9 protein-coding genes are annotated in these 12,915 nt (G+C 33.3%); 5 read left to right on the forward strand and 4 right to left on the reverse strand.

All coding sequences use genetic code 11. The annotated features are described in order from the left end of the window. Nucleotides 1–53: 53 nt before the first annotated feature. The 4 genes from NH341_RS00375 to NH341_RS00390 form a co-directional block, all read right to left on the reverse strand. The gene (locus NH341_RS00375) at nt 54–1,799 is read right to left on the reverse strand and encodes a NupC/NupG family nucleoside CNT transporter (RefSeq protein ID WP_253055403.1); all 1,746 of its coding nucleotides are present in this window, start codon (nt 1,797–1,799) and stop codon (nt 54–56) included. A gap of 15 nt (nt 1,800–1,814) precedes the next feature. Then, the gene (locus tag NH341_RS00380; protein WP_047790315.1) at nt 1,815–2,423 is read right to left on the reverse strand and encodes a bifunctional nuclease family protein; all 609 of its coding nucleotides are present in this window, start codon (nt 2,421–2,423) and stop codon (nt 1,815–1,817) included. A 148-nt stretch (nt 2,424–2,571) separates the two neighbouring features. Further along, a complete protein-coding gene (locus NH341_RS00385) occupies nt 2,572–3,525 on the reverse strand; it encodes an electron transfer flavoprotein subunit alpha/FixB family protein (RefSeq protein ID WP_073182572.1) in 954 nt (317 codons plus the stop codon). A gap of 101 nt (nt 3,526–3,626) precedes the next feature. Next, on the reverse strand, nt 3,627–4,367 hold the full coding sequence (locus tag NH341_RS00390; protein WP_073182571.1) for an electron transfer flavoprotein subunit beta/FixA family protein: 741 nt from the start codon (nt 4,365–4,367) through the stop codon (nt 3,627–3,629). A gap of 215 nt (nt 4,368–4,582) precedes the next feature. Here NH341_RS00390 and NH341_RS00395 point away from each other — a divergent pair, with 215 nt between their 5' ends. From NH341_RS00395 to pabB, 5 genes are all read left to right on the forward strand, one after another. Continuing rightward, nucleotides 4,583–5,563: a pyruvate dehydrogenase complex E1 component subunit beta gene (locus NH341_RS00395; RefSeq protein ID WP_047790318.1), complete on the forward strand. Its 981-nt coding sequence runs from the start codon at nt 4,583–4,585 to the stop codon at nt 5,561–5,563. Nucleotides 5,564–5,640: 77 nt separating this feature from the next. Further along, a complete protein-coding gene (locus NH341_RS00400) occupies nt 5,641–8,169 on the forward strand; it encodes a DUF5686 family protein (protein ID WP_073182570.1) in 2,529 nt (842 codons plus the stop codon). A 104-nt stretch (nt 8,170–8,273) separates the two neighbouring features. Continuing rightward, on the forward strand, nt 8,274–8,801 hold the full coding sequence (locus tag NH341_RS00405; protein ID WP_047790320.1) for an inorganic diphosphatase: 528 nt from the start codon (nt 8,274–8,276) through the stop codon (nt 8,799–8,801). A 120-nt stretch (nt 8,802–8,921) separates the two neighbouring features. Then, the gene (locus NH341_RS00410) at nt 8,922–11,360 is read left to right on the forward strand and encodes a sodium-translocating pyrophosphatase (RefSeq protein WP_253055404.1); all 2,439 of its coding nucleotides are present in this window, start codon (nt 8,922–8,924) and stop codon (nt 11,358–11,360) included. A 231-nt stretch (nt 11,361–11,591) separates the two neighbouring features. Then, nucleotides 11,592–12,908, forward strand: coding sequence for an aminodeoxychorismate synthase component I (gene pabB, locus NH341_RS00415; protein WP_253055405.1), 1,317 nt, complete (start codon nt 11,592–11,594; stop codon nt 12,906–12,908). Nucleotides 12,909–12,915 lie beyond the last annotated feature (7 nt).

The following is a 12,915-nucleotide window of genomic DNA, read 5'->3' on the forward strand; positions in this document are numbered from 1 at the left end:
ATAAACAAAACTATTGTGTTAAAAAACAACCAATTACCTATAACCTTTTATTTTTATCCTATAATCATCCCTGCTATGGTTGCAGACATTAGCGAAGCAATTGTACCTCCAACTAGGGCTTTCATTCCAAACTCAGATAAATTTTTACGTTGACCTGGTGCTAAAGAACCTATTCCTCCTATTTGAATTCCTATAGAAGCAAAATTGGCAAAACCGCACAACATATACGTAGCCATAATTACTGACTTGTTATAGGTTAAATGTGTAGCGCTTGCTGCATTTTTTAAATCAGCTAACTGGATATATCCTACAAACTCACTTGCAGCTAATTTAATACCTAATAGCTGTCCCATTAATGCCATATCTTCTTTAGCAACACCAATTAACCACATTAAAGGAGCGAAAGCATAACCTAAAATAAATTCTAATGACAATGCTTCATAAGGTGTAGTTCCTTCAATTAATTTATTCAAGGAAGTAAATTTCCAATCAAAATATTCAATTCCATCAAAACCTCCTATACTTCCTAAAATACCATTTATCATGGCTATAAAAGCAATAAAAACTAATAACATAGCTGCAACATTCATTGCCAATTGTAAGCCTTCAGTTGTTCCATTAGCTATAGCATCTAAAATATTTGAACCAATTTTTTCTGATGAAACCTGTACATCTGTATTTACTTCTTCTGTTTGTGGGTATAATATCTTGGAAATGATAATAGCTCCTGGTGCTGCCATTACAGATGCTGCTAATAGGTGTTTTGCATATAATAAGCGTAACGCTTCATCATCTCCTCCTAAAAACCCTATATAAGCTGCTAATACTGCTCCTGCTACGGTTGCCATTCCTCCTATCATTACTAACAAGATTTCAGAACGGTTCATTTTTTCTAAGTATGCCTTAATTAATAAAGGTGCTTCTGTTTGACCTAAGAAAATATTTCCTGCTACTGATAAACTTTCAGCTCCTGATATTTTTAAAAACTTAGATAATAACCAAGCTAAGCCTTTTACTACTTTTTGTATTAGTCCTAAATAAAACAATACTGATGTTAATGCCGAGAAAAATATAATGGTAGGTAGTACTTGAAAAGCAAAGATGAATCCAAAAGAATCCATATCAGCAACTAAACCGCTAAATAAAAACTCACTTCCTGCTCTTGTAAAGTCTAACACACTTACAAACAAGCCTCCAACTAGCTCAAATGTTTTTTGAACAAAAGGAACTTTTAAAACCCCAATTGCTATTAATAACTGAAAAGCCAACCCTAATCCTACTGTTTTCCAATCAATACCTCTTCGGTTTGCACTAAATAAAAAAGCAATAATTAGTAATGTTATCATCCCTAGAGCTCCTCTGCACAAACTTTGCATCGAAAAACCTTGACTTGGAATTATCTTTTTTGTTTTACTGACTACTTCTTCAACGTCTTTCCCTAAAACAACTATTGGTTCTGTTGTGAAATTATATAGTATGTTTTTTTCTGAGAGAGTTAAAACTTCATCTGTTAATTCAACCACGTTGTAATAACGAACTGTATCGTTGGGTTGCTTGTAGTTAAAAATTAATAAGTTGTTTTGATGAATATAGTTTCCTGAAGCTTGTAAACTATCTTTTTCTACTAAAGAGTATGTAAAGTTTCCTTCTGATAAAGTAAAAATATCTGTAGGATCTATAGAAACAATTGAATCTCCTTCTGTTGTTGTAATTGATGAGAAATTCCACTTTTTTTCAATGCTTTGGCTAAAAGTTATCATCGCAACGCAAAGCATTATGAAAGTAAATAGTTTCTTCATTTTTAATATTTTAAATTAAGAACGTTTGCTGATTTCATCACGAATTCTAGCTGCCAACTCATAATTTTCATTGGCTACAGCATCGTTAAGTTGTTCGTGTAATTCTTTAAGTGACAAGTGTGAGTAATTATCCTTTCCTTCTTCTTCTATTGAAAACTCGATTTCATCTTCATCAGATTCTAAATCTTCTTCAATTGTTAATTCTTCATCCATTTTTAGATAAATACCTGCTTTATCTAAAATGTTTTCATATGTAAAAATTGGAGCTTCAAATCGAACTGCCAATGCTATAGCATCTGATGTTCTTGTATCAATAACCTCTTCTATTCCTTCTCTTTCACAAATTAAGCTTGAATAAAATACTCCATCAACTAACTTGTGTATAATTACTTGTTTAACGGTGATAGAGAATCGATCAGAAAACGTTTTAAATAAATCGTGAGTAAGTGGTCTTGGTGGACGGATTTCTTTTTCCAAGGCTATTGCTATTGATTGTGCCTCAAACGCTCCTATGATTATAGGAAGTGTTCTGGTTCCCTCCATTTCACTTAGCACTAAAGCATATGCCCCACTTTGTGTTTGGCTATACGAAATCCCTTTTATAGTTAGTTTAATTAAACTCATGTACAATCAATCATCATAAAATACAAAAAAACTGTCTAAATTTAGGCCTTTTGCTTAAAATTTTAGACAGCCTTCTAAAGTGGGCACAATTTACTAAAAATTATGAGTTGAACTCTAATTTCTAGAAAAAGAAAAAATTACCACTATTTTATGCTTGTTTAAAAGCTTTTAATTTTTCTACTAACTGAGGTACAACTTCAAAAGCATCACCAACAATACCATAATCAGCAGCTTTAAAGAAAGGTGCTTCTGGATCTGTGTTAACAACTACTTTTACTTTAGATGCATTAATTCCTGCTAAATGCTGAATTGCACCTGAAATACCTATAGCTATGTATAAGTTTGAAGCTACAGGCTTACCAGTTTGACCAACGTGTTCGCTATGAGGACGCCATCCTAAATCAGATACAGGCTTAGAACATGCAGTTGCAGCACCTAAAACATCAGCTAACTCTTCAACCATTCCCCAGTTTTCAGGTCCTTTTAAACCTCTACCTGCAGAAACAACAATATCAGCATCAGCAATAGTAACTTTACCAGTTGCTCTATTAATATTTTCAGATTTCACTCCTAATTCAGGTAATGTAGCATCAAAACTCTCAGTAGAACCACTTACCGGATTTTCATGTGCTCCATATGAGTTTTTAGCAACACCCACTACTTTGTTATCAGTTGAAATTTCAGTATTGTTGAAGCCTTTATTTGAGAATGCTTTTCTCTTAACAACAAAAGGACTAGTGCTACTTGGTAATGCTACCGCATTTGAAGCATATCCAGCTTCTAAAGCTACAGCTACTAACGGTCCTACAGTTAATCCATCAACACTAGAATCGATAATTACCGTGTTAGCTCCTTTTGCTTCTGCTACTTGTTTAATAATTGAAGCATATGCTTTAGCATTGAATGAAGATAAGTCATTCTTTACCTCTACTACTTTCTCTGCTCCGTAAGTATATAATTCAGAAGCATCACCTCCATTAATAGTTAACACTACTAAGTCGCTTCCTAATTGTTCTGCTACTTTTTTTCCGTATGAAACAACTTCAAAAGCTGTTTTTTTGAATTTTCCTTCCGATGAATCGGCAAAAACTAATACAGACATATTTATTTATTTTTTAGTCGTTAGTGGTTAGTTTTTAATCATTAAACACTAACAAGTATTTTTATTCTTTCTTTTAAACTCTATTAAAACAGTTCAACTGATTAAATTACTTTTGCTTCGTTATGTAATAAATCAATTAAATCATCAACATTATCAACTAACTTAACCGCTCCTTTTGGTGCTGGTTTTTCAAAATTTTGAGTTGCTGTTGCTGCTGTTGCTCCAGTTGGCTCTACCACATTTAATGGTTTTTTACGTGCCATCATAATACCTCTCATATTAGGAATACGTAAATCTTTTTCTTCTACGATTCCTTTTTGACCTGCTATTACCATTGGTAAAGTAGAAGATACTTTTTCTTCACCTCCATCAATCTCTCTATTTAAAGTAACATTTGTTCCGTCTACCTCTACACCAACACATCCATTAACAAAGTTAAAATCTAACAAAGAGGCTAACATTCCAGGAACCATTTGTCCATTATAATCAGCAGATTCTTTTCCTGCTAATACTAAATCATATCCTCCATTTTTAACAACTTCAGCTAATTCTTTAGCAACCATAAACCCGTCAGTCGGTTCAGCGTTTACACGAATTGCATCATCTGCACCAATCGCTAAAGCTTTACGTAAGGTAGGCTCGGTAGAAGCTCCTCCAACATTCACTACAGTTACACTCGCTCCTTGCTTTTCTTTAAACCACATCGCACGAGTTAAGCTAAACTCGTCGTATGGATTAATAACATATTGAACCCCGTTAGTATCAAACTTTGTATCGTTATCAGTAAAGTTGATTTTTGAAGTAGTATCAGGTACATGACTGATACAAACTAATATTTTCATATATATCGTTGTTTTAAAGAAACTTAATTTTATGCCACGAAGTTAAGGATTTTTTTTAATTTATTATGCGTGCATAATAAATTTTTTCCTTAACATTAATCAGTCTCAAAATTAAGGTATTATTATTACATAATCATTTGTTGTTTTTAAAACTACAATATTACCCCTATTTTTATTATTTTTGCACTCTTGATAAACAACTACTTATAAAACGTATGAAAACAGTACAATTTAGAGAAGCCGTTTGCGAAGCAATGAGCGAAGAAATGCGTAGAGATGAAAGCATTTATTTAATCGGTGAAGAAGTTGCTGAGTATAACGGAGCATATAAAGCCAGTAAAGGAATGCTAGACGAGTTTGGTGACAAACGTGTTATTGATGCTCCTATTGCCGAACTAGGCTTTGGTGGTATTGCTGTAGGATCAGCAATGAATGGTAACCGCCCTATTGTTGAGTATATGACTTTTAATTTCTCTTTAGTAGGAATTGACCAAATTATTAACAATGCTGCAAAAATCCGTCAAATGAGTGGTGGACAATTTAACTGCCCTATTGTTTTTCGTGGACCAACAGCTTCTGCAGGTCAATTAGCAGCAACCCACTCACAAGCTTTTGAAAGTTGGTATGCAAACTGCCCAGGATTAAAAGTAATTGTTCCTTCTAATCCATACGATGCTAAAGGTTTATTAAAAGCTGCTATTCGAGATGATGATCCAGTTATTTTTATGGAGTCTGAACAAATGTATGGTGATAAAATGGAAATTCCTGAAGGAGAATATATCATCCCTATTGGAGTTGCTGATATTAAAAGAGAAGGGACCGATGTTACGGTAGTTTCTTTTGGTAAAATTATTAAAGAAGCATACAAAGCTGCTGACGAATTAGCTAAAGAAGGTATTTCTATTGAAATTATTGATTTACGCACAGTTCGTCCGATGGATCATAAAGCTATTTTAGAGTCTGTTAAGAAGACAAATAGATTAGTTATTTTAGAAGAAGCTTGGCCATTTGGTAGTGTTTCATCAGAAATTACTTTTAGGGTACAAGACGAAGCATTTGATTATTTAGATGCTCCTATTAAAAGAATTACAACTGCCGACGCTCCTGCACCTTATTCTCCAGTATTATTGGAAGAATGGTTACCTAATGCGAATGATGTTATTTCAGCAGTAAAAGAAGTGATGTACCGCAAGTAATTGAAGAAAAAAGAAATTGAAAAATAAATTAAAATCCTTTTGACTCAGGTCAAAAGGATTTTGTAGTAAAAAAAATAATGAAACATCTTCTTACCTTATTACTGCTACTAACTACCAGTATTTTAAGTGCACAATTAACTATACAAGGTAAAGTGGTTGACGAATTTGACACTCCTATGCCTTTCGTTAATGTAATTCTAAAAAACACCACTTATGGAACCACAACAGACGATAATGGAAAGTTTTTCCTAAAAACCAACAAATATAGGGGCACACTAGAAATTTCCTTTGTAGGTTTTCAAACTCACACTATTAAAGTGAGTCAAAAAACAAAGTTTTTGAATATTGTTTTAAAAGAAGAAAGTAATGAACTTGAAGAAGTTGTTATCGTTACCAAACCTAAAAAAAGGTTAAAGAAAAAAGAAAATCCTGCTTATAGAATTTTAAAAGAAATTTGGAAACGTAAAAGAAAAAATGGACTTGATTTAGTTGATCATTATCAATACAAAAAAAACACATCCATAGAAATAGGTCTTAATAATTTAGACACTCTTTTCTTAAAAAAGATATTTAAGAAAGAATACAAACAAGCACTTCAAGAAATAAAGTATGATAGCGACGGAATAAACTATTATATCCCTATTTATTTAAATGAACAAGTTGCCAATGTGTATGGAGACAACAAAAATAATAATATCAGAGAAGACATAGAGGCTGAGAAATCAGAAGGACTTAGTGCTCAGGGTTTTATTTTTGACCGAATGGCCAACACCTTTCAAAATATTGATGTTTTTAAAAACAACATTACATTACTTCAAAAGCCTTTTATCAGTCCTTTATCTACTGATGGTTTTTCTACATATGACTATGTTCTTTACGATAGTGTCGTAAACAACAATAAAAAGCTTTACAATATTTATTTCTTTCCAAGGCGCGATGGAGATTTGGCCTTTCAAGGTAATTTTTGGGTAGCTGACAAAAATTTTTCTATCAAAAAATTAAAAATGAAAGTTCATAAAAGTATTAATTTAAACTTTGTAAGAGGACTTAGCTTTGAAAAAGAGTTTGAGGTACGAAACGACAGTATTTACATCCCTACCAAAAATGCTTATGAAGGTGATTTTACATTCATCGATAAAAACGAAAGCAATAAAGGATTAACAATTAAAAAAGATATTACTTTTAAGAATTATGTCTTAAACAAAGCTCTTCCTAAAAACTTCTATGAACAAACTATTGAGAAAATTAGACCTGATCAATATGAAAAAGAAGATTCTTACTGGAAAAATATTCAAACCGATGAAAGTAAAAAAACACACAAACTAATTGAAAGTGTTAAAGAAAAAAAACAAATAAAAAATTTAACAGGATTAATAAACACGGTAGCCAGTGGTTATATAAACACCAAACTAGGTGTTCAAATTGGACCTTTGTGGACTGCTTTTGCCAGTAACCAAGTAGAAGGCTTTAGAACTAAAGTTGGATTCAGAACCTTTGTAACCAAAGACGATCGTTTTCGTTTAGGTGGGCATATTGCTTACGGCTTTAAAGACGAACGAGTAAAATATGGTGCAGAAGCACGTTATCTTTTATCTTACAAACCTAGAATTGCCGTTGGAGTTGCATACCAAAACGATATTGAGCAACTCGGTAGTACTCTTTTAAACACAACACAACTTTTAGGAAGAAGCTTTGGAACAACTGCATTATTTTCAAGAGGAGACAATTTCTTTTTATCTGATGTTGAAAAAATAGCTGCAAACTTTGATTATCAAATTCAGCAAAACTTACATGTAGGTTTTAATTTTTCTCACTCAAAAATTAAATCAGCTTCTGAGAAAGATTTCTCTATGAATTACAGAGATGAAAACGGAAATATTCAATCACAAGTTACTGATGTGGCTTCTGATATTTATGTTTCTTTCACTCCCGGAAGGTTTGTATATGGACTGGGGGTAGAAAGGCGTTTTGGACGAAATGTATTCCCTACTTTTGTACTGAACTACCGAAGAGGTTACAAAGGGCCTTTTAACGGAACTCACAGTTACGATAAAATTCAGTTTAAATACAGCCAACCTATTTTATTAAGTAAATTCGGAACTTTAGACGCTAGTTTTGAAGCTGGAAAAACATTTGGAACAGTTCCAGTTGCCTTATTAAGCCCTATCCCTGCCAACCAAACATTTTCTTTAGTTAAAGACACTTTCGCGCTACTAAATTACTACGATTTTGTAGCTGATGAATATTTGGCAGGACATTTTGAACACCATTTTAATGGTTATATTCTAAATAGAATACCCCTATTAAAAAAACTAAAACTAAGAAGCTTAGTTTCTTTTAGAGCTGCTTACGGGAACATTTCTCAACAAAATAGAGCTATAAATGATGGATTAGTCAATAGTAGTGGAGCGCATAATGTTAACTATAACGCTCCAAACAAACTATATTACGAATACAGTGTAGGATTAGAAAATATTGGATATGGTAACTTACGTTTTCTGAGAATTGACGCTATTTGGAGAAGTAATTATACACCTCCTGCAGGATCAATTGTTGCTCCAACACCTAAATTTGCTATCCGTATTGGTATTAAACCCGGCTTATAATCATACATTTAACCATAAAATACCTTTGTTTTTTCTTTAAAAAAACTAATAAATCACTACTTTTGCAAACCGATTTTTAGAAAACGAAGAAAAGTTTAGAATATATGACCGCAAAAGAAAGAAAAACAGTTGATGTTTTAATTGAAATACCAAAAGGTAGTAGAAACAAGTATGAATACGATTTTGATTTAGGAAAAATTCGTTTTGACAGAATGTTATTCTCATCAATGATGTATCCTGGAGACTATGGATTTATCCCTCAAACTTTAGCGTTAGATGGTGACCCATTAGACGTATTAGTATTGGGTGCTGAACCAACTTTTCCTATGTGTGTTATGGAAGTAAAACCAATTGGTGTTTTCCATATGGCAGACGAAAAAGGGCCAGATGAAAAAATAGTTTGTGTCCCTGTTTCTGACCCAATTTGGAACAGATACAACGATATTACTGATCTAAATCCACACCGTCAAAAAGAAATCACTCACTTCTTCCAAGTATACAAAGACTTAGAAAAGAAAAAAGTTGATATTGGAGACTGGGGTAATGCTGATGAAGCCTACGAAATCTTAGATAAATGTTTAGAGCGTTATGAAAATAGCGAACATAAAACAAATGGAGATTTTACTATCTAATTTGTAAAAAAACTCCTTTTATAAAACAAAAAACCTCTCAGTTGTAACTGAGAGGTTTTTTGTTTAGTTATTGATTTTGTTATATTTACGAACACTTATAACTAATCAAATAACAATAACATGAAACAAAATATGATATATGTGCCAATAGTTTTGGCACTTTTAGGACTCATTTTTATGTATATAAAAATGGTCTGGGTTAAAAAACAAGATGCAGGAAATGATAAAATGAAATCTATTTCAAAAAGTATTAAAGAAGGAGCTCTTGCTTTTTTAGCTGCCGAATATCGATTATTACTAATCTTTGTTATTATCGCTTCATTAGCCTTATTCGGAATCTCGCAAGTAGTAGAAACAACAAGTATTATGATTGTTCCCGCATTTATTATAGGAGCAATATTTTCTGCACTCGCAGGAAACATAGGAATGCGAATAGCTACCGATGCTAATGCACGAACCGCAGAAGCTGCAAAAACTAGCCTGCCCCAAGCTTTAAAAGTATCTTTTGGTGGTGGAACCGTAATGGGGCTTGGTGTCGCTGGTTTAGCTGTTTTAGGTCTAAGTTTATTTTTTCTAATATTTGTTGGTCAATTTATTACAGATGGAGGTAACTTTTACAAAGAAATGACTGTTGTATTAGAAGCCTTGGCTGGATTTTCTTTAGGAGCTGAATCTATTGCTTTATTTGCTCGTGTTGGTGGAGGTATTTATACCAAAGCTGCCGATGTAGGTGCCGATTTAGTTGGAAAAGTAGAAGCAGGAATTCCTGAAGACGATCCTCGTAACCCAGCAACCATTGCAGATAACGTTGGTGATAATGTTGGTGATGTTGCAGGTATGGGGGCCGATTTGTTTGGTTCGTACGTAGCAACCGTACTAGCAGCCATGGTACTAGGAAACTATGTTATTAGAGATATGTCTATAACCTCACCTTTTTCTGATGCCTTTAACGGAATGGGACCTATTTTACTTCCTTTAGTAATTGCAGGAGTTGGTATTATTGCTTCCATTATTGGAACTTTCTTGGTAGGAATTAAAGATAACACAGCTAAAGAAGCTCAAGTACAAAAAGCATTAGACACAGGAAACTGGGTTGCTATTATTTTAACCTTAGCAGCTAGTTTTTTCTTAATAAAATGGATGCTCCCTGAAACCATGCAAATGAAATTCTTTGGTGCAGGTTTTAAAGAAGTAGCATCTATTAATGTGTTTTGGGCAGCCTGTATTGGTTTAGCTGTAGGAGCTCTAATTTCAATGGTAACTTCATACTATACTAGCTTAGGCAAAAAGCCTGTGTTGGCTATTGTTCAAAATAGTGCTACAGGTGCAGGTACTAATATTATTGCAGGTTTAGCGGTAGGTATGAAATCTACTTTTTTATCTGTTTTATTATTTGCAGCAGCTATTTATGGTTCGTATTATTTTGCAGGCTTTTATGGTGTTGCTTTAGCAGCTTCAGCAATGATGGCTACAACTGCTATGCAGTTAGCTATAGACGCATTCGGTCCTATTGCTGATAATGCGGGTGGAGTTGCTGAAATGAGTGAATTAGAAGATCACGTCCGTGAACGTACCGACATATTAGATTCTGTAGGAAATACTACTGCTGCAGTTGGTAAAGGATTCGCCATCGCTTCCGCTGCTTTAACAGCCTTAGCTTTATTTGCTGCTTATGTAACCTTCACAGGAATTGATGGAATTAATATTTTTAAAGCAGATGTATTAGCAATGTTATTTGTCGGTGGAATGATTCCTGTTATATTCTCAGCATTAGCCATGCAATCGGTAGGAAAAGCAGCTATGGAAATGGTCCATGAAGTTCGTCGTCAGTTTAGAGAAATTCCAGGAATTATGGAAGGAACTGGTACTCCTGAATATGCAAAATGTGTAGATATTTCAACCAAAGCTGCTTTAAAAGAAATGATTTTACCAGGCTTAATTACTATCATCACTCCAATTATTATCGGATTGGTTTTTGGTGCTGAACCTTTAGGTGGTTATATGGCAGGTGTTTGTGTGTCAGGTGTTATGTGGGCTATTTTTCAAAACAACGCTGGTGGTGCTTGGGACAATGCTAAAAAATCGTTTGAAGCTGGTGTTGAAATTAACGGAGAAATGACTTACAAAGGTTCTGATGCGCATAAAGCAGCCGTTACAGGTGATACTGTTGGTGACCCTTTTAAAGACACTTCTGGACCATCAATGAATATTTTAATTAAACTTACGTGTTTAGTTGGTTTAGTTATTGCCCCAATATTAGGCGGACATACTTCTTCTGAAACACATGAAAAGACAGAAAATAGTAAAGTCTGGATTGACAAAAATGGTGAAAAACACGAAATAAAACTTTCTACTGATGCTGAATTTACTACAGAAAACAAGTTAGAAAACATCGTTAAAGTGAATATTGTAAAGAATGATGATGGTACTGCTAAAGCTACTATTACTACTACAACTGTTAAAAACGGTGAAGAAACAACTGAAGAAAAAACTTTTGAAGGTACTTTAGAAGAAGTTGAACAAAAAATTAAAGAGTACGAAAACTCAAAAAAAGAATAATACCAGTTATGATTTGAAATTACTGTAAAAGAAAATAATGATTTTTTTTCTTTATTCAAGTTTCAAAAATCAAACATAGCCTTAGCTACATTTTCTTTTTTAAATGATGAAGAAAGGGAAAAAGGGTGTTTTATTACAGTAATTTCAAGTTGTAAATGGTATAACCCTCAAAATTATATAAAACCCAAACCCGATAGTAGTATTTCTATCGGGTTTCTTATTTTTGTGGCGATGTCAAGAACCGTCCGTATTTTTTCTATAGACACCCCTGAGCTCTTCAAGCAAAAACTGTTTGTTTGGGCTAAACAATTTGAAACAGCTATTTGGCTAGATTCTAACAATTACGAGCAACAATATAGCTCTTTCGATTGTGCTTTAGCTGTAGAAGAGTTTACTTCTATTAAAACAGATTACTATAATGCTTTTGATAAACTAAAAGAATATCAATCTTTCACCAAAGACTATATCTTTGGCTACATTAGTTACGATGTTAAAAATGATACTGAAAGACTAAGTTCAAACAACTTTGACGGACTTCATTTTCCTGACTTGTATTTTTTTCAGCCTCAAAAATTAATTTTCATCAAAGGAAGTTCTGTTGAGTTTCATTACTTACAAATGATTGATGATGAATTAGAAGAAGATTTTGAAGATATCATTGAAACAAACCCTTCTATTGATAATTATCAACAAGAGGAAACTGATGAAGTAAAAATAAAACTACGTATCCATAAAGATGAATACCATCAAAAAGTAGTAAAAGTATTAGAACATATACATAGAGGAGATATTTATGAAGCTAACTTCTGTCAAGAATTCTATGCAGAAAACACAGTTATAAACCCCTATAAAGTATACACACAGTTAAACAAAATATCGGAACCTCCATTTGCTACTTTTTTCAGAAACGACAATCATTACCTACTATCTGCAACTCCCGAACGATATATTAGAAAAGAAAATTCTAAAATTATTTCGCAACCTATTAAAGGGACAGCAAAACGTTTGATTGACCCGATTGAAGATGAAAAAATAGCTTTTGATTTAGCTCGTGATGAAAAAGAACGGTCAGAAAATATTATGATTGTAGATTTAGTTCGTAACGACTTATCAAGAACAGCTAAAAAAGGAAGTGTCCAAGTAGAAGAACTATGTAAAGTATATTCGTTTAAGCAAGTACATCAAATGATTTCTACCGTAGTTTCAGAAATTGAAAACACCACACACCCAGTTGATGTAATTAAAGATACTTTTCCAATGGGAAGTATGACCGGAGCTCCAAAAATTTCCGCCATGAAAATTATTGAAGACCTAGAAGAAACCAAACGTGGTTTATATTCTGGTACAGTCGGCTATTTTACTCCAAATGGCGACTTCGATTTTAACGTAGTTATCCGAAGTATTTTATACAATTCCGAGAACAAATACGTTTCATACTCAGTTGGTGGGGCTATTACAGCAAAATCTACTCCAGAAAAGGAGTATGAAGAATGTTTACTCAAAGCCAAGGCTATGAAATATGTTTTAACGCACACTAACAAAAGTTAACTATATT

It is taken from the genome of Tenacibaculum sp. XPcli2-G (assembly GCF_024124505.1).
Lineage (GTDB): Bacteria > Bacteroidota > Bacteroidia > Flavobacteriales > Flavobacteriaceae > Polaribacter > Polaribacter mesophilus.